Below are 16,013 nucleotides of genomic sequence, written 5' to 3' on the forward strand. Positions count from 1 at the left end.
TCTGTCAGTGTGCATGCGCGGCGGGGTCAGCTGCTGTGGCCCTTCAGGCCGAAGCTCTCGTCCAGCGTGCCGGGCTCATCCTTGTCCTTGGGGGCATAGTCCTTCGGTGGCTCGGCGTTTTTCGGCAGCGACAGGCGCTCGCGGGCAGCCGGCAGCGCGGTATCCACCCGCAATGATTCCAGCAGGCGCTGGCGTGTCAGTTCGTCCAGTGCCAGTCGATCGGCGCCGTCCGCGAGGTGCTGCTGCACATCCTGGTAGCTTTGCGTCAGCTTGCCTACCAGCGTGGCGGTGGTGTTGAAGTGCGTGATCACGTCGGTCTGGTAGTTGTCAAAACGCTCTTGCAGCTCGTCCAGGCGTTGCTGGGTGCGCTCGGGGTTGCTTGCAGCAATCTGGCGGGAAATAAAAAAACCGATCGCGGCCCCGGCTGCCAATGCGAGTACAAGCAGCAACCAGATGTTATATGACTGTTCCACGTATCCTTCCTCTCTCAACGGCTTTGCTTTACGTTAGCGTCTGATCCCTGCGCTGTATACCGCGACGCAAGTCCAATTGTGCCAATCCAAGACGTTTTGCCCCGGGTCGGGGTCACGGAGTAGTCGTTTTGACCAGTCAGGAAGTTCCGCTTCTGCTTGATGGCCCTTGCGGGCAGTTGGAGGCGCGCTATCAGAATAACCCCCAGGCCAAAGGTCTTGCCCTGGTGTGCCATCCCAATCCGGTGCAGGGCGGCAGCATGCTCAACAAGGTTGTTTCAACCCTGCAGCGCACTGCCCGGGATGCTGGCTACAGTACGTTGCGTTTCAACTATCGCGGCGTTGGTGCCAGTTCCGGCAGACACTGCCTGGCAACCGGCGAGGTGGATGACGCCGAGACGGCGCTGGCCTGGCTGTGCGCGCAGCAGGCGGACTTGCCGGTGACGTTGCTCGGGTTCTCCTTTGGCGGGTATGTAGCCGCCGCCCTGGCAGCAAGGCTGGCGCAACGGGGAGAGACAGTGCAGCACCTGATCATGGTCGCGCCGGCGGTTGGCCGCCTGCCCGCCGATGTCGGGTTGCCGGCGCAGATGCGCCTGACCCTGATTCAACCCGAACAGGATGAGGTCATCAGTGCCGACCAGGTGTATGCCTGGTCGGCCGGCTTGTCGCGTGACCATGAGCTACTGAAAGTGGCAGAATGCGGCCACTTTTTTCACGGCAAGCTGGTCGAGCTGAAGGAGCTGGTCCAGGCGCGCCTCTGAGTGCCTGCCCATGACCTGCTGCGCGCTGGCCGGCCTGCGTCAAAGCGGGGTCGGAATGCTCGTTTAGCGTTAGTAAACTCCACTGTCTCGCCGTTTTGACCAGCCCTTGGCGGTTACTACGTGGCGCCTTGTCCGGCTCAGGCGCGCAAGACTACCTATCGGATTCCAAACAAAGCGATTCAGCCATGACCACCCGTATCCTTACCGGCATCACCACCACCGGCACCCCGCATCTGGGCAACTATGCGGGCGCCATCCGGCCGGCGATCATCGCCAGCCGTGATCCTGGCGCGGAATCCTTCTATTTCCTGGCGGACTACCATGCGCTGATCAAGTGCGATGACCCGCTGCGCATTCAACGCTCGCGCCTGGAAATTGCCGCGACCTGGCTGGCCTGCGGCCTGGATGTGAACCGGGCAACCTTCTACCGGCAATCCGATATCCCGGAAATCACCGAGCTGACCTGGCTGCTTACCTGCGTGGCCGGCAAGGGCCTGCTGAACCGCGCGCATGCCTACAAGGCCTCGGTGGACAAGAACCTCGCCGAAGGCGTCGATCCGGATGCCGGGATCACCATGGGCCTGTTCAGCTATCCGGTGCTGATGGCGGCGGACATCCTGATGTTCAACGCACACAAGGTGCCGGTCGGGCGCGACCAGATCCAGCATGTGGAAATGGCGCGTGATATCGGCCAGCGCTTCAACCACTTGTTCGGCAACGGCAAGGAGCTGTTCACCCTGCCCGAGGCAGTGGTCGAGGAGGGCGTGGCGACCTTGCCGGGGCTCGATGGGCGCAAGATGTCGAAGAGCTACGACAACACCATTCCGCTGTTTGGCAGTGCCAGGCAGTTGAAGGATGCGATTGCGCGCATCGTCACCGACTCCAGGCTGCCCGGTGAAGCCAAGGATCCGGACAACTCGCACCTGTTCACCCTCTATCAGGCCTTTGCCAGTGCCGCCCAGCAGGCCGAGTTCCGCGCCGAACTGATTGCCGGGCTGGGCTGGGGCGATGCCAAGCAAGCGCTGTTCAAGCTGCTCGAAGGGGAGCTGGGCGAGGCGCGGGAACGCTACCAGGCGCTGATTGAGCGTCCGGCCGAACTCGAGGACATCCTGCTGGCCGGTGCCGCCAAGGCCCGGAGCATCGCCACGCCGTTCCTCGGTGAGTTGCGCGAGGCGGTTGGTCTGCGTTCGTTTCGCGAGCGGGTGGTGGCCGGCGCTACGGCGCAGAAGAAGGTCGCCAAGAGTGCGCGCTTCGTCAGCTTTCGCGAGGAGGATGGCAGCTTTCGCTTTCGCCTGCTGGATGCGGAGGGCGAGCAGTTGCTGCTGTCGGTGGCCTTTGCCGATGGCAAGGCGGCGGGGCAGGTCAGCAAGCGCTTGCAGTCGGGATCGGCGCTGGATATTCGCCAGCAAGGCTGTGGCTTCAGTCTATGGCTGGATGAGGCGTGCGTGGCAACCAGCCCGGAGTTTGCCGACGCGCCTGGTTGCGCTGCGGCGATTGACCGCTTGCGTGAGGCATTGACGCCTCGCGAGTGAGCGGTGTAGGCGTTATACAGAGGTCTGATTGCCAAGCGGGCGGGTCGCGGCTAAAGTGTGCGCCCCTGCTGTTACCGAATTACCCAAAATGACGGTACTTTCCCTCTATCAAGCCGACCTGCAGCGTCCGGGTTTTTTTCACGATGCTGCCCAGGAAAATGCCGTTCGCCATTTGCAGCGGCTGTATGAAGATCTGGTGCGGCAGTCCCAGGGTGGCCCTGGCGTCCTGCTGCAGAAATTGTTTGGCAAGAAGCAGCCGGTGCCGGTAAAGGGACTGTACTTCTGGGGCGGTGTGGGTCGTGGCAAGACCTATCTGGTTGATACCTTCTTCGATGCCTTGCCGTTTCCGCAGAAAATGCGCACCCACTTTCACCGTTTCATGAAGCGCGTGCATGAGGAAATGACCACTCTCAAGGGTGAAAAGAACCCCCTGGTCATCATCGCCAAGCGCTTTGCCGCGGAAACCCGGGTGATCTGCTTCGACGAGTTCTTTGTCTCGGATATTACCGATGCGATGATTCTCGCCACCCTGCTCGAGGAGCTGTTCAAGAACGGCGTAACGCTGGTCGCAACCTCCAACATCGTGCCGGACGGCCTGTATCGGGATGGCTTGCAGCGGGCACGCTTTCTGCCGGCCATTGAGCTGATCAAGCAGCACACCGAGGTGGTCAACGTCGACAGTGGCGTCGATTACCGGCTGCGTGCCCTGGAGCAGGCGGAGCTGTATCACTGGCCGCTGGACGCAGCAGCCGAGCTCAGCCTGGAGAAAAGCTTCCGCAGCCTGATTCCCGAGCACTGCGAGGTGCAGGATAACGAACCGCTGATGATCGAGAATCGCCAGATTCTGGCGCGCAAGCTTGGCGAGGACGTGGCCTGGTTTGACTTTCGCGAGCTGTGTGATGGCCCGCGCAGCCAGAACGACTATATCGAGCTGGGAAAGATATTCCATGCCGTGTTGCTGGCCAATGTCGAGCAGATGGATTCCACCAAGGATGATATGGCGCGCCGCTTCGTCAATCTGGTTGACGAGTTCTACGACCGTAACGTCAAGCTGATCCTCTCGGCAGAAGTCGAGTTGCCTGCCCTCTACACGGGAGGGCGGCTGGCGTTCGAGTTTCAGCGCACCCTCAGCCGTCTGCTGGAAATGCAGTCCCACGAGTTTCTTTCCCGGCCGCACAAGCCCTGACGCGCTCAGTTGCTGGAGCGCTTGTCTGTTGCGGAAATATCCTTCTGCTGGAATTGCCGGCGATAGTTGTTTGGCGACTGCTCGGTGTGCTGGCGGAATAGTCGGGCAAAGAAGCTGGCGTCGTCATAGCCCACCTCATAGCTGATGGTCTTGATGCTTTTGCGTGTGGCGGAAAGCAGGTTCTTGGCAGTCTCGATACGCAGGCGCTGCAGGTAGTGCAAGGGTTTATCGCCGGTGGCCGCCTGAAAGCGGCGCATGAAGTTGCGGATACTCATGCCGTGATCGCGAGCCATGTCTTCGAAGCGAAACTTCTCGGTGAAGTGTTCTTCCAGCCATTGCTGGATCTGCAGGATGGCCACGTCCTGGTGCAGCTTCTGCCCGCCGAAGCCAATTCGGCCGGGTGAATAGCTGCGTTGCACCTCATGCAGTATTTCCCGGGCTACCGCCTGGGCCACTGCAGCGCCGCAGAAGCGCTCGATCAGGTAAATGTAGAGGTCGCAGGCAGAAGTGGGGCCGGCGGCGCAGTACAGGTTGTCGGCATCCGTCAGGTGCTTTTCCTGATTCAGTTGAACCTTCGGGAAGCGCGCGGCAAATTCGCTGAAGAAACGCCAGTAGGTGGTGGCTTCCTTGCCGTCGAGCAAGCCGGCCTCGGCCATCCAGAAGACGCCGCCAGCTTCGCCGCAGATGACGCTGCCACAGGCGTGTCGCTCGCGCAGCCAGTCGAGCACCTGCGGATGCCTTGTGCGCAGCGCTTCAAAGTCTCCCCAGAATGCCGGCAATATGATCAGGTCGGCGGCGTCAAGACCGCCATCGATCGGCATCAACACGTTGCTGAAAGTATTGGTTGGCAATCCGTCCGGGTTGACCAGATGTATCTCGAAGGAAGGCTGGAGCCCCAGGCCCTGCTGCTTTGCATGGCGCAGGCTGGCCATATGAAAAAAGTCCTTGGCCAGGAGCAGGGTCGAGGCAAACACACCTTCGGTCGCCAGGATGCTGACACGATGCAGCGTTTGGGTCGGGGTAGTTGGAAGCATAAGGTTACGCTTTAGGGTTAATTGGCCATCGGGCGGCTGGATCGTCTTATTTTTTGGCGGATGTGTCCAGTGCATTTCGTTCGTCGTTGGGCCTACAGTCATTCGTCGATTCTTCACCCTGCATTCACAAGGAGCCACGATGATTCCCAGAACCCTGTTCAGCTCTGACCATGAGCTTTTCCGCGATAGCGTCCGCAAGTTTCTCGAGCAGGAAGCAGTGCCCTACCACCATCAATGGGAAAAGGACGGTCATATAGATCGCGCGCTATGGAACAAGGCCGGTGAGGCGGGGATGCTTTGCTCGCATCTGCCGGAGGAATATGGCGGCATGGCGGCGGACTTTCTTTACAGCGCGGTGGTGATCGAGGAAGTTGGGCGTCTCGGGTTGAGCGGGATCGGGTTTTCGCTGCACTCGGATATTGTCGCGCCCTACATCCTGCATTACGGCTCGGAGGCGCTTAAGCAGAAATACCTGCCCAAACTGGTCTCGGGGGAAATGGTCACTGCAATCGCCATGACCGAACCTGGTGCGGGTTCCGATCTGCAGGGCGTGAAGACCACGGCCGTGCTGGATGGCGACGAGTATGTGATCAATGGCTCGAAAACCTTCATCACCAACGGCTTCCTGGCTGACCTGGTGATCGTGGTAGCCAAAACCGATCCCAAGGCCGGTGCCAAGGGCACCAGTCTGTTCCTTGTCGAGGCAGGAACCCCGGGCTTTGCCAAGGGCAAGCGTCTGGAGAAGGTCGGCATGAAGGCGCAGGACACTTCCGAGCTGTTTTTCCAGGATGTGCGCATACCCAAGGAAAACCTGCTGGGCAAGGAAGGCATGGGCTTCATCTACCTGATGCAGGAGTTGCCACAGGAGCGTCTGACTGTGGGGCTGGGAGCGCTGGCCTCGGCGGAGGCGGGGTTGCAGTGGACGCTTGAGTACACCCGTGAGCGCAAGGCGTTCGGCAAGTCCATCGCGGATTTCCAGAATACCCGCTTCAAGCTGGCTGAAATCGCTACCGAGGTTCAGGTCGGGAGGATCTTTGTCGATCGCTGCCTCGAGTTGCACCTGCAGGGCAAGCTGGATGTGCCTACTGCCGCGATGCTCAAGTACTGGACCACCGACATGCAGTGCAAGGTGCTCGATGAGTGCGTGCAGTTGCATGGTGGTTACGGCTACATGTGGGAGTATCCGATTGCCCGTGCCTGGGCGGATTCACGGGTGCAGCGAATCTATGCCGGGACCAACGAGATCATGAAGGAAATCATTTCCCGCGCGCTGTAACTGTTCGGTTGCACTGTCAAAGCCTGGCCATTGCCGGGCTTTGACCTTTTCAGGGGGCAGGGTTGGGTTGCTGGCGGTGAATGCCTTCGATCGACTGCAGCAGTTCGGCGCTGAGCTGCAGTTCGCTGCTTGCCAGGTTGCTGGCCAGCTGTTCCAGCGAAGTTGCGCCGATGATGTTGCTGGTAACGAAGGGCTGGGCAGTCACGAAGGCCAGGGCCATCTGCGCCGGATCCAGATTGTGTTCGCGCGCCAGTGTCACGTAGCGCTCACAGGCGGCTTCGGCTTGCGGGTTAGTGTAGCGCGAAAACCGGCTGAACAGACTGATGCGCGCGTTGGCGGGGCGTGCGCCGTTGGCGTACTTTCCGGAGAGCATGCCGAAGGCCATTGGCGAGTACGCGAGCAAGCCGCAGTCTTCGCGCATTGCAACTTCTGCCAGGCCAACCTCGAACGTGCGATTCAGCAAGTTATAGGGGTTTTGAATCGAGACCATTCGCGGCCATTCGCGGGATTCCGCCAGCTGCAGGAAGCGCATCATGCCCCAGGGTGTTTCGTTGGACAGGCCAATGTGGCGAATCTTGCCGGCGCTCACCTGCTCGGCGAGCGCCTCGAGAGTTTCCTCCAGCGGGGTAAAGTCCGCATCGCGGTGCTGGTAGCCTAGCTGGCCGAAGTAGTTGGTCGGTCGCTCCGGCCAGTGCAATTGATAAAGGTCGATCCAGTCGGTTTGCAGGCGTCGCAGGCTGGCATCTACCGCGCGCATAATGTGAGCCCGATTGTGTCTTGGCTTGCCGTCACGAATGTAATCAATGCCATTGCCTGGTCCGGCAATTTTGCTGGCGACAATCCATTCGGGGCGATTCTTTCTTTGCCGGAAGTAGTTGCCAATAATCGTTTCGGTGGCCCCGTAGGTGGTGCTGCGCGGCGGTACCGGATACATCTCTGCGGTGTCGATGAAATTGACGCCGGAGGCCCTGGCACAGTCAATTTGTGCAAAGCCTTCCTGTTCGGTGTTTTGCTCGCCCCAGGTCATGCTGCCAAGGCATAAAGCGCTGACTTGCAGGTCCGTTCTGCCAAGTTTTCGGTATTTCATCTGCATGCTCCCGGTTTGTTTAGCCTTAGTTGATCAAAGCAGGTTGCTATTTTTTGCGCAATCGGCATAATTCCGCACCTTTCTCGACGGGGATGCCTAGCTCGTTGAGAAGGAAGGTAGGGATGCCTAGCCTGCCGAACCCTGCCGTAGCGGATGCGCTGACTCGAGCCCCCGATAGCGTCTGTAATCGGCCGTCTTTGACTTGTCAAAGCAAGCACTATTCAGTAAGATCCGCCGTCTTATTTTTCAGGGCGGCCCCTGAGGCTATAGCGAATGAAGACTTTTACTGCAAAACCGGAAACTGTTAAGCGCGACTGGTATGTCGTCGACGCTGCCGGCAAGACCCTGGGTCGTCTGGCCACTGAAATTGCCAGCCGTCTGCGTGGCAAGCACAAGCCCGAGTACACCCCTCACGTTGATACTGGCGATTACATCGTTGTGATCAATGCAGAGCAGGTGCGCGTAACCGGTGCCAAGACTACCGACAAAATGTACTACTCGCACTCCGGCTTCCCGGGTGGGATCAAGTCGATCAACTTTGAAAAGCTGATCGCCAAGGCCCCGGAGCGTGTGCTCGAGACTGCGGTCAAGGGTATGCTGCCGAAGAACTCGCTGGGTCGCGACATGTATCGCAAGCTGAAGGTGTACAAGGGTGCTGTTCACCCGCACACCGCACAGCAGCCCCTAGAACTCAAGATTTAACGGGATAGTTGATTATGTCGGCGACTCAAAATTACGGCACTGGCCGTCGCAAGACTGCAACCGCACGCGTATTCCTGCGTCCGGGTACTGGCAAGATTTCCATCAACAACCGTACCCTCGACGGTTTCTTCGGTCGCGAAACTGCCCGCATGGTAGTTCGTCAGCCGCTGGAGCTGGTTGAGATGACCGAAAAGTTTGATATCTACGTCACCGTTCTGGGTGGTGGTGTCAGCGGTCAGGCTGGCGCGATCCGTCACGGCATTACCCGTGCACTGATCCAGTACGATGAAACCCTGCGCAGCTCGTTGCGCAAAGCTGGCTTCGTTACTCGCGATGCCCGTGAAGTTGAACGTAAGAAGGTCGGTCTGCGCAAAGCGCGCAAGCGTCCTCAGTACTCCAAGCGTTAATTGCGCTTGTAAAAGAACGCCCAGTGTCCTTGCGGAACTGGGCGTTTTTTTTATCTTCGATTTTTGCCTGCGACAGCGTGTCGCGGCCTGTTCTGCCTGATCTGGCGGGGAATGTAGCCATTTTGTTTCCAGCTATTACCTTGTCAGCAAAGGGGCTTTTCTTTACCATTCAAAAAATTTCCTGCAACAAGATTTTCTTAGTGGATGCCTGAGTTTCAGGCGACATAGCCGATGGGAGACAACTTAATGAGCAATGACGGCGTGAATGCTGGCCGGCGTCGCTTCCTGGTTGCAGCCACCTCCGTGGTGGGTGCAGCAGGAGCGGTGGGTGCCGCGGTCCCGTTTGTGGGGTCGTGGTTCCCGAGTGCCAAGGCCAAGGCCGCAGGTGCACCGGTTAAGGTGAATGTCAGCAAGATCCAGCCAGGACAGCAGATCGTTGCTGAATGGCGCGGTCAGCCGGTATTCGTGCTCAACCGCACCCAGGAAATGCTGGGTAGTCTGGATAAAATTACTCCCCAGCTTGCCGATCCGGAATCGAAGGATTCGGTGCAGCCGGCCTACGTCAATCCTGCCCAGCGCTCCATCAAGCCAGAGTTGCTGGTAGTGGTCGGGCTTTGCACGCACCTGGGTTGCTCTCCAACTTTCCGTCCCGAAGTTGCCCCGGCTGATCTGGGTGCTGACTGGGTGGGCGGTTATTTCTGCCCATGCCATGGCTCCCGCTATGATTTGTCCGGCCGGGTCTACAAGGGTCAGCCAGCACCCTTGAATTTGCCGGTGCCCGACTACTCATTTGAGTCGAATGACGTCATCGTCATCGGCGTGGCTCAGGAGAAAGCGTGATGAGCAAGTTCATGGAATGGGTAGATGCCCGCTTCCCCGCTACCAAGATGTGGGAAGAGCACCTCAGCAAGTATTACGCCCCGAAAAACTTCAACTTCTGGTACTTCTTTGGCTCGCTGGCCTTGCTGGTGCTGGTTAACCAGATACTCACCGGTATCTGGCTGACGATGAGTTTTACGCCATCTTCCGAAGAGGCGTTTGCCTCGGTCGAATACATCATGCGTGATGTCGACTATGGCTGGATCATTCGCTACATGCACTCCACCGGCGCCTCGGCGTTTTTCCTCGTGGTTTATCTGCACATGTTCCGCGGCCTGCTCTACGGTTCCTACCAGAAGCCCCGCGAACTGGTCTGGGTCTTCGGCATGCTGATCTATCTATGCCTGATGGCCGAAGGCTTCATGGGCTATCTGCTGCCCTGGGGGCAGATGTCCTACTGGGGTGCGCAGGTGATCATTTCCCTGTTTGGCGCCATACCGGTAATCGGCGATGACCTGACCATGTGGATTCGCGGTGACTACCTGATCTCCGGGATCACCCTGAATCGCTTCTTCGCCCTGCATGTGATTGCGCTGCCGATCGTCCTGCTGGGGCTGGTGGTATTGCACATCCTGGCGTTGCACGAAGTAGGTTCCAACAACCCGGATGGCGTGGACATCAAGAAAAAGAAAGACGCCAACGGTGTACCGTTGGACGGCATTGCCTTCCATCCGTACTACACGGTCAAGGACATTGTCGGTGTAGTGGTTTTCCTGTTTGTGTTCTGTGCGGTGATCTTCTTCTTCCCGGAGATGGGCGGGTACTTCCTCGAGAAGCCGAACTTTGAGCCGGCCAACCCGTTCAAGACTCCTGCGCACATTGCCCCGGTCTGGTACTTCACGCCGTATTACGCAATTCTGCGTGCCATTCCCGACAAGTTGATGGGTGTGGTGGCCATGGGGGCAGCAATCGCGATCCTGTTCGTGCTGCCGTGGCTTGATCGCAGTCCGGTCAAATCGATCCGTTACAAAGGTTTGTTGAGCAAGATCTGGTTGGCAGTGTTCACGGTGTCCTTTGTAATTCTGGGTTACTTCGGATCCCAGGCGCCATCGGAGTTTGGTACGTTGATGTCGCGTACCTGCACTATCCTGTATTTCGCTTTCTTTATCCTGATGCCGTTCTACACCCGGATGGAGAAGACTAAACCGGTTCCGGAAAGGGTGACTGGCTGATGAAAAAGCAATTTCTCGCACTGATACTCGCTGTACTGCCAGCCTTTGCTTTGGCTCAGGCCGCCCTCGAGTATCCAAACGATCCTGTCGCTATCGACCTGAGTGACAAGGCTGCCCTGCAGGATGGCGCACGTACCTTTGCCAACTACTGCATGGGTTGCCATAGCGCCCAGTATCAGCGCTATGAGCGTGTCGCCAAGGACCTCGGCATTCCGGAAGGCTTGATGCTGGAAAATCTGGTGTTCACCGGCGCAAAGATTGGCGAACACATGAAGATCGGCATGCGACCGCAGGATGCCAAGGTGTGGTTTGGTGCAGCTCCGCCGGACCTGACGCTGGTTGCGCGTGTACGCGGCAATGACTGGCTGTATACCTATCTGCGAACCTTCTATGAGGATCCTGCGCGGCCATGGGGTGTGAACAACAAGGTTTTTGCCAATGTGGGCATGCCAAATGTTCTCGCCGGCCTGCAGGGGCGTCAGGTGCTGGGTTGCAAGCAGGTTCAGGTCGTCGAGCATGGCAAGAAGCAGTACGATCCGCTGACAGGTACGCCCATCACTCAGGAAGCGTGTGATCAGCTTACTATCGTGCCGAACAGTGGGTCGCAAACTGCCGCCGAGTTTGATGAAACCATCAAGAATCTGGTGACTTTCCTTGCCTACTCGGCAAACCCGGTCAAGCTGGAAAGCCAGCGTATCGGTGTCTACGTTCTGCTCTATCTGGCCTTCTTCTTCGTGTTCGCCTACCTGCTCAAGCGCGAGTACTGGAAGGACGTGCACTAAGCACACACTGGCCGTTCGAAGCGCGCGCCCCTCGGGGCGCGCTTGTCTTTCTGCCTCCCAAAAGCTGTAAATTCGAGGAGGAGCGTCGTGGGCGCCATTAACAAGTTGACCTGTTTTTCTGATCCGACAGACCATTACAGTCATCGGGTGCGCTTGGTGCTGGCCGAAAAGGGGGTTACTTGCATCAACATCGAGGTTGCCGCCGGGCAGTGCCCTCCGCAGTTGGCAGAGATCAATCCCTATGGAACCTTGCCTACTCTGGCAGATCGGGACCTGGCTCTTTATGAGTCAACCGTGGTGATGGAGTATCTGGATGAGCGTTACCCGCATCCGCCGTTGTTGCCAGTCTATCCGGTGGCGCGAGCCAACAGCCGCCTGCTGATTCATCGAATCCAGCGGGACTGGTGTGCGGCGGTGGATCTGATCCTCAATCCGAAGACCAAGGAACCCGCCAGGGTTCAGGCGCGCAAGGAGTTACGCGAAAGCCTCACGGGGGTTTCGCCCCTGTTTGCCGACAAACCGTTCTTTTTGAGTGAAGAGTTCAGCCTGGTGGATTGCTGCTTGTTGCCGATCCTGTGGCGCTTGCCGCAATTGGGGATCGAGCTGCCCCGTCCCGCCAAACCTTTGCTGGATTACATGGCGCGCAGTTTTGCGCGTCCAGGTTTCCAGACCAGCCTTTCTGCTGCTGAGCGTGTTCTGCGTTGAGGAGGTAGAGATGAACTCGAGTCGGCCCTATCTGGTTCGTGCACTTTACGAGTGGATCGTTGAAAACGACTGCACGCCTCACCTGCTGGTCAATGCCGACTACAAGGGCGTGCAGGTGCCGGCTGGTTACGCCAGTGATGGTCAGATTGTCCTGAATGTTTCCCCCAGCGCGGTGCGTCATCTGCTGATGGATAATGCGGCGGTCAGTTTCGAGGGGCGTTTTGGCGGGGTGGCGCAGAGCCTGTTTATTCCGGTAGCAGCGATCATGGCGATCTATGCCCGGGAAAATGGTCAGGGCATGGTCTTCGAGCTCGAGCAACCAGATGCCGGCCTCGAGGATTCAGCTGGTCCGCACGATGAGCCGCCTGGCGGTGAGCCACCCAAGCCAAGCGGGCGCCCGAGCCTGAAAGTGGTCAAGTAAATAAAAAGGCGACCAAAAGGCCGCCTTTTTATTTGGTTGTAGAGCACTTAATTGCTGTATTCGAACAACTTGACGATCTTTTGCACGCCATCGGCGTCTTCCACCACGCGGGTGGCGTTGGCACCTTCCTGGCGGGTCACTATGCCCATGAGGAAAACCACGCCGTTTTCGGTGATGACCTTGATGCGTCCACTTGGCACGCTGGCATCCGCCAGCATCAATGTCTTGATCTTGGAGGTGATCAGCGAGTCGTTGCTGCGCACCAGCAGGGAAGTAGGCTCCTGAACTTGCAGCTCGTTGTGGACCTTTTTCACGCCTTGCACCGAACGTGCAGCCTGCCCTGCGCGGTCCTTGAGTTCCTGGCGTGGCGTTTGTCCGGCAATCAGGATCACACCGTTATAGCTGCTGGTGACGATGTGGGATGTCGGGCTGGAAAGGTCGGGCGCGGCATCACTGATGGCGGCGCTTACATCCGGATCGAGAAACTGGTCATCGATCTTGTTGCCAAGGCTGCGGTTGCTGCAGCCGGCCAAGGCTAGGCTGCAGGCAAGAGTGGCGATTACCAGGCTATTACGGATCATTCTTCGCTCCCGAACAGTTGTTGATCAATCAGGTCGCACAGGCAGTGGATGGCCAGCAAGTGCACTTCCTGGATCCGTGCCGTGACTTTTGAGGGCACGCGGATTTCCACGTCTTCCGGCAGCAGTAGGGATGCCATGCCTCCGCCATCGCGGCCGGTCAGTGCTACTACGAGCATTTCCCTGTCGTGGGCCGCCTGAATGGCCTGGATCACGTTGGCCGAGTTGCCACTGGTGGAGATCGCCAGCAATACGTCGCCGGGGCGGCCCAGTGCGCGAATCTGCTTGGAGAAGATTTCGTTGTAGCTGTAATCGTTGGCGATCGACGTAATCGTGGAGCTGTCAGTGGTCAGTGCGATCGCCGGAAGGCTGGGACGCTCGCGTTCAAAGCGGTTCAGCAGTTCCGAGGAGAAGTGCTGCGCATCACCGGCGGAGCCGCCATTGCCACAGCAGAGGATTTTTCCTTCGTTGAGCAGCGTATTGACCATCAGCAGGCCAGCATCGGCAATGCTTGAAGGCAGCACTTCAATGGCCAGTTGTTTGGTCTCGATGCTGGCCTGGAAAAGCTGGCGAATGCGGGTTTGCACTTCCATCACGTTTAACCTTAGTAAGTGGTTTATACAGCCATGGTTAGCTGGCTTGCGCGGTCACTGGCAGTGTTGCAGCAGATGTTTGACTCTCTTTTTACCTGACTCTTCATGTTCCGGGCCAGCAGCAAAAAATCAATCAATCGCATTTAGCACTCAAATGCATTCTTCAACCAGTTCAATCGCAGGGCTGCCTGTTGCTGGGCGGGCTCAATGGCGACGACATCGAAGCGGCAGGGCGACTTGGCCCAGCGCGGCTCGCTCTGCAGAAACTGCTGTGCAGCCAGGATCAGTTTGCCGCGCTTGCGCAAGTCGACACTTTCCAGTGCACCACCCCAGCCAAGGTGCTGGCGCATGCGCACTTCGACAAATACCAGGGTTGTCCCGTCCAGCATGATCAGGTCGAGCTCGCCACGGCGACCGCGCCAGTTATGCGCAACCAGGGTCAGGCCGTGGCTTTCCAAGTGTTGGCGGGCAAGGTTTTCAGCTGTTTGCCCACGCGTCTGGCTGCTGGACATTACAGCGGCTGCACCAGCCCGTCGCGGAACTCGGCCCATTGCAACTGGCGCACGACACGTTGCGTCTGGCTCAGGCTAAGCAGGCCGGAAAGTCCCTGGGCGTTGCTCTCGGGAAGGCTCTTGAGCTGGTTCAGGCGCGAAGTCAGCAGGTACGCATCGCTGCCCATGGCGAACAGGCGGCCCATGCTGCCGGCAGCCTGTGGCCACTGCCCGATGACTTGTTGCTGCAGCGGTGCCGCGCTATTGAGCAGCCAGGGCGTCTCGCAGAAGCGAATCCCGTTCAGGTCTGCCGGCTGTGGCTGAGTAATGGTTCCACTCAGCAGGTGCGAGGTTGCATAGACCGGCACATCGCCAGCGTACTGGAAGGCCAGGGTTGGTTTGATCTGTTGTGCCTGTTGTGGTGTGGCGGCGAGGAAGATGAAATCGATGTCCTGGCGTCTGGCTGGTTGCGAGGCAACTTCTTCGCCCAGCAGCGACTGCAGGCGCTTGGCTCGCGCTTCGCTATCGCGTAGCTGAAACAGGCTGGCGATTTGCTGCGCCAGTTCGACTGGCTGCTCCACGTGTTCGGCGGCGATCAGGGTGCCGCCTTGCGCCAGCCAGGCCTGCTGGAAAGCGGCCAGGGTGCGGTCGCCCCATTCGCCGCGGGGTACCAGCGCCACCGCACGGCGCATGCCATCGGCCCAGGCGCGACGAGCGACTTCGCGGGCTTCGTCTTCGGCCGACAGGCCGAACTGGAACAGCTGAGCCGGGCCAGGCTCGGCGGTGTCGCTGTAGTTGAGTGCCAGTGTGGTGATGGGCAGGTTCGCTTGGGCATTCAGCTGCCTGACCAGCGGTTTTTCCAGTGGGCCGACCACCAGCTGGATGCCGTCTTGCTGGGCTTGCCGATAGAACTCGTCCATCGATGTCAGGCGGCTGCTGTCGTAGAAAATGATTTCCGGCGCCGCGGCGCCGCTGGCCAGTGCCTGATAGTAGGCCGCCATGAAGCCGTTGCGCAGGGCCTCGGCAACCGTGGCCAGCTGGCCTTCCTGAGGCAGCAACAGGCCGACTTTGGTAACCGTCTGTGCCGCGAGGGCCTCGATTTCAGTCAGGGGCTGGGGTAGCTGCTTTGCCGCGGGGTGCTGGGGGTTTTTGCTGCGCCAGCTATCGATGGCGGCTTGTTGCTGCTCGAGGCTGATGCTGCCGCGGGAGATCCGCACCAGCTCCAGCCAGCCGTTCAGGTCGGCATCGCTACCGGCTGCAAGCTGATCGTCAGGCAGGGAGGAAACCAGTACCCAGATGCGTTCGTGGTTGCCGCTGGCCGCCTGACCGCTCAGCAGGGGCGCGATGAACACACGCTCGCGGGCTGCGGCGAGGTTCTGGTTGTCGGCCTGTAGCGCATTGGCGCGGACCATGGCGCTGCGGATCTGCTGCTCGACAGGCAGCTGTGCGAGGTACTGGAAACTGGGGTGGTCGAGGCTGTTGAGCGCGCTTTTGGGCTTTTTGCGCTGCAGTTCCAGCTCGGCTTGCAGGGTCAGGGCATAAATCTGCTCCGCGGGGGGCAGGGTTTGCAGCGGGACTTGCAGAAGAATGCTGCTGGCGCGGTTGAAGTCCTTCTGCTGGTAAGCGAGGTCGGCAGCGGACAGGCGCAGTGGATTGGCTTCTTCGGGATCACTGTCGGCAGCCTGCTCGAGGATCTGTTCGATGTTGCCTTCGGGTGTGCGCGGCAGCTCGCCGATGGTGGGGCCTGGCTTGCTTGCGCAGGCAGCCAGCAGGCAGGTCAGGAAGAGTGCTGTCAGGGGGCGCAGGTTGACGATCATTGAGCTATTCCGCTACTCGCTTGAAGAATCGGCGATTGTACCCAAGCACTGCCTCCGGTGCGATCTTGCTGTGACAGTTGTGGCTACAATGGCGCAATTTTCAGATTTACCGAGGTGTCT

18 protein-coding genes are annotated in these 16,013 nt (G+C 59.0%); 11 read left to right on the plus strand and 7 right to left on the minus strand.

The window, feature by feature from the left end; translation table 11 throughout:
- Positions 1 to 26 precede the first annotated feature (26 nt).
- The gene (locus ISX93_RS09555; RefSeq protein WP_195778494.1) at positions 27 to 473 is read right to left on the minus strand and encodes a YhcB family protein; all 447 of its coding nucleotides are present in this window, start codon (positions 471 to 473) and stop codon (positions 27 to 29) included.
- 128 nt (positions 474 to 601) lie between these two features.
- On the opposite strand from ISX93_RS09555, the gene ISX93_RS09560 reads away from it, so the two are divergent.
- The 3 genes from ISX93_RS09560 (at position 602) to zapE (ending at position 3,949) form a co-directional block, all read left to right on the plus strand.
- A complete protein-coding gene (locus ISX93_RS09560; protein ID WP_195778495.1) occupies positions 602 to 1,231 on the plus strand; it encodes an alpha/beta hydrolase in 630 nt (209 codons plus the stop codon).
- Between the two features lie 185 nt (positions 1,232 to 1,416).
- Positions 1,417 to 2,763 (plus strand): tryptophan--tRNA ligase, encoded by a 1,347-nt coding sequence (locus ISX93_RS09565; RefSeq protein ID WP_195778496.1) that lies wholly within the window; start codon positions 1,417 to 1,419, stop codon positions 2,761 to 2,763.
- A gap of 88 nt (positions 2,764 to 2,851) precedes the next feature.
- Positions 2,852 to 3,949, plus strand: coding sequence for a cell division protein ZapE (gene zapE / locus ISX93_RS09570; RefSeq protein ID WP_195778497.1), 1,098 nt, complete (start codon positions 2,852 to 2,854; stop codon positions 3,947 to 3,949).
- 5 nt (positions 3,950 to 3,954) lie between these two features.
- Here zapE and ISX93_RS09575 read toward each other — a convergent pair whose 3' ends face one another.
- Entirely contained in the window at positions 3,955 to 4,881 is a 927-nt protein-coding gene (locus tag ISX93_RS09575) for a GlxA family transcriptional regulator (protein WP_195778622.1), read from the minus strand.
- A 241-nt stretch (positions 4,882 to 5,122) separates the two neighbouring features.
- On the opposite strand from ISX93_RS09575, the gene ISX93_RS09580 reads away from it, so the two are divergent.
- Positions 5,123 to 6,259, plus strand: a complete 1,137-nt coding sequence (locus tag ISX93_RS09580; protein WP_195778498.1) for an acyl-CoA dehydrogenase family protein — start codon at positions 5,123 to 5,125, stop codon at positions 6,257 to 6,259.
- Between the two features lie 49 nt (positions 6,260 to 6,308).
- Here the strand turns inward: ISX93_RS09580 and ISX93_RS09585 are convergent, their stop codons facing one another.
- The gene (locus ISX93_RS09585; RefSeq protein ID WP_195778499.1) at positions 6,309 to 7,346 is read right to left on the minus strand and encodes an NADP(H)-dependent aldo-keto reductase; all 1,038 of its coding nucleotides are present in this window, start codon (positions 7,344 to 7,346) and stop codon (positions 6,309 to 6,311) included.
- Between the two features lie 273 nt (positions 7,347 to 7,619).
- Here ISX93_RS09585 and rplM point away from each other — a divergent pair, with 273 nt between their 5' ends.
- The 7 genes from rplM (at position 7,620) to ISX93_RS09620 (ending at position 12,414) form a co-directional block, all read left to right on the plus strand.
- Positions 7,620 to 8,048, plus strand: coding sequence for a 50S ribosomal protein L13 (gene rplM, locus ISX93_RS09590; RefSeq protein WP_195778500.1), 429 nt, complete (start codon positions 7,620 to 7,622; stop codon positions 8,046 to 8,048).
- A 14-nt stretch (positions 8,049 to 8,062) separates the two neighbouring features.
- Positions 8,063 to 8,455, plus strand: coding sequence for a 30S ribosomal protein S9 (gene rpsI / locus ISX93_RS09595; protein ID WP_195778501.1), 393 nt, complete (start codon positions 8,063 to 8,065; stop codon positions 8,453 to 8,455).
- 246 nt (positions 8,456 to 8,701) lie between these two features.
- Positions 8,702 to 9,295: a ubiquinol-cytochrome c reductase iron-sulfur subunit gene (gene petA, locus ISX93_RS09600; protein ID WP_195778502.1), complete on the plus strand. Its 594-nt coding sequence runs from the start codon at positions 8,702 to 8,704 to the stop codon at positions 9,293 to 9,295.
- Positions 9,295 to 10,506 carry a cytochrome b gene (locus ISX93_RS09605; RefSeq protein WP_195778503.1) on the plus strand — a complete coding sequence of 404 codons (1,212 nt, stop codon included), beginning with the start codon at positions 9,295 to 9,297 and terminating at the stop codon, positions 10,504 to 10,506. Before petA ends, ISX93_RS09605 begins: the two co-directional genes overlap by 1 nt.
- A complete protein-coding gene (locus ISX93_RS09610) occupies positions 10,506 to 11,288 on the plus strand; it encodes a cytochrome c1 (protein WP_195778504.1) in 783 nt (260 codons plus the stop codon). Before ISX93_RS09605 ends, ISX93_RS09610 begins: the two co-directional genes overlap by 1 nt.
- 87 nt (positions 11,289 to 11,375) lie before the next feature.
- On the plus strand, positions 11,376 to 11,993 hold the full coding sequence (locus tag ISX93_RS09615; RefSeq protein ID WP_195778505.1) for a glutathione S-transferase N-terminal domain-containing protein: 618 nt from the start codon (positions 11,376 to 11,378) through the stop codon (positions 11,991 to 11,993).
- A 10-nt stretch (positions 11,994 to 12,003) separates the two neighbouring features.
- Complete coding sequence (locus ISX93_RS09620) at positions 12,004 to 12,414, plus strand: ClpXP protease specificity-enhancing factor (protein ID WP_195778506.1); 411 nt, start codon at positions 12,004 to 12,006, stop codon at positions 12,412 to 12,414.
- A gap of 47 nt (positions 12,415 to 12,461) precedes the next feature.
- Here the strand turns inward: ISX93_RS09620 and ISX93_RS09625 are convergent, their stop codons facing one another.
- The 4 genes from ISX93_RS09625 to ISX93_RS09640 form a co-directional block, all read right to left on the minus strand.
- Positions 12,462 to 12,995: a BON domain-containing protein gene (locus tag ISX93_RS09625; RefSeq protein ID WP_195778507.1), complete on the minus strand. Its 534-nt coding sequence runs from the start codon at positions 12,993 to 12,995 to the stop codon at positions 12,462 to 12,464.
- A complete protein-coding gene (locus tag ISX93_RS09630; RefSeq protein ID WP_195778508.1) occupies positions 12,992 to 13,585 on the minus strand; it encodes a phosphoheptose isomerase in 594 nt (197 codons plus the stop codon). Before ISX93_RS09630 ends, ISX93_RS09625 begins: the two co-directional genes overlap by 4 nt.
- Before the next feature lie 143 nt (positions 13,586 to 13,728).
- A complete protein-coding gene (locus ISX93_RS09635) occupies positions 13,729 to 14,097 on the minus strand; it encodes a YraN family protein (protein ID WP_195778509.1) in 369 nt (122 codons plus the stop codon).
- Positions 14,097 to 15,893 carry a penicillin-binding protein activator gene (locus tag ISX93_RS09640; RefSeq protein WP_195778510.1) on the minus strand — a complete coding sequence of 599 codons (1,797 nt, stop codon included), beginning with the start codon at positions 15,891 to 15,893 and terminating at the stop codon, positions 14,097 to 14,099. Before ISX93_RS09640 ends, ISX93_RS09635 begins: the two co-directional genes overlap by 1 nt.
- Positions 15,894 to 16,013: the final 120 nt, after the last annotated feature.

The sequence above is a fragment of the Pseudomonas sp. N040 genome (assembly GCF_015637705.1).
In the GTDB taxonomy this organism is placed as follows: domain Bacteria; phylum Pseudomonadota; class Gammaproteobacteria; order Pseudomonadales; family Pseudomonadaceae; genus Aquipseudomonas.

What these genes read in the sequence shown, in the direction of transcription:
- ISX93_RS09565 (WP_195778496.1), top strand. Translation starts at nt 1,417, where the DNA reads ATGACCACCCGTATCCTTACCGGCATCACCACCACCGGCACCCCGCAT.
- zapE (WP_195778497.1), top strand. Translation starts at nt 2,852, where the DNA reads ATGACGGTACTTTCCCTCTATCAAGCCGACCTGCAGCGTCCGGGTTTT.
- ISX93_RS09575 (WP_195778622.1), bottom strand. Translation starts at nt 4,881, where the DNA reads ATGGCCAGCCTGCGCCATGCAAAGCAGCAGGGCCTGGGGCTCCAGCCT.
- ISX93_RS09580 (WP_195778498.1), top strand. Translation starts at nt 5,123, where the DNA reads ATGATTCCCAGAACCCTGTTCAGCTCTGACCATGAGCTTTTCCGCGAT.
- ISX93_RS09585 (WP_195778499.1), bottom strand. Translation starts at nt 7,346, where the DNA reads ATGAAATACCGAAAACTTGGCAGAACGGACCTGCAAGTCAGCGCTTTA.
- rplM (WP_195778500.1), top strand. Translation starts at nt 7,620, where the DNA reads ATGAAGACTTTTACTGCAAAACCGGAAACTGTTAAGCGCGACTGGTAT.
- rpsI (WP_195778501.1), top strand. Translation starts at nt 8,063, where the DNA reads ATGTCGGCGACTCAAAATTACGGCACTGGCCGTCGCAAGACTGCAACC.
- petA (WP_195778502.1), top strand. Translation starts at nt 8,702, where the DNA reads ATGAGCAATGACGGCGTGAATGCTGGCCGGCGTCGCTTCCTGGTTGCA.
- ISX93_RS09605 (WP_195778503.1), top strand. Translation starts at nt 9,295, where the DNA reads ATGAGCAAGTTCATGGAATGGGTAGATGCCCGCTTCCCCGCTACCAAG.
- ISX93_RS09610 (WP_195778504.1), top strand. Translation starts at nt 10,506, where the DNA reads ATGAAAAAGCAATTTCTCGCACTGATACTCGCTGTACTGCCAGCCTTT.
- ISX93_RS09620 (WP_195778506.1), top strand. Translation starts at nt 12,004, where the DNA reads ATGAACTCGAGTCGGCCCTATCTGGTTCGTGCACTTTACGAGTGGATC.
- ISX93_RS09625 (WP_195778507.1), bottom strand. Translation starts at nt 12,995, where the DNA reads ATGATCCGTAATAGCCTGGTAATCGCCACTCTTGCCTGCAGCCTAGCC.
- ISX93_RS09630 (WP_195778508.1), bottom strand. Translation starts at nt 13,585, where the DNA reads ATGGAAGTGCAAACCCGCATTCGCCAGCTTTTCCAGGCCAGCATCGAG.
- ISX93_RS09635 (WP_195778509.1), bottom strand. Translation starts at nt 14,097, where the DNA reads ATGTCCAGCAGCCAGACGCGTGGGCAAACAGCTGAAAACCTTGCCCGC.
- ISX93_RS09640 (WP_195778510.1), bottom strand. Translation starts at nt 15,893, where the DNA reads ATGATCGTCAACCTGCGCCCCCTGACAGCACTCTTCCTGACCTGCCTG.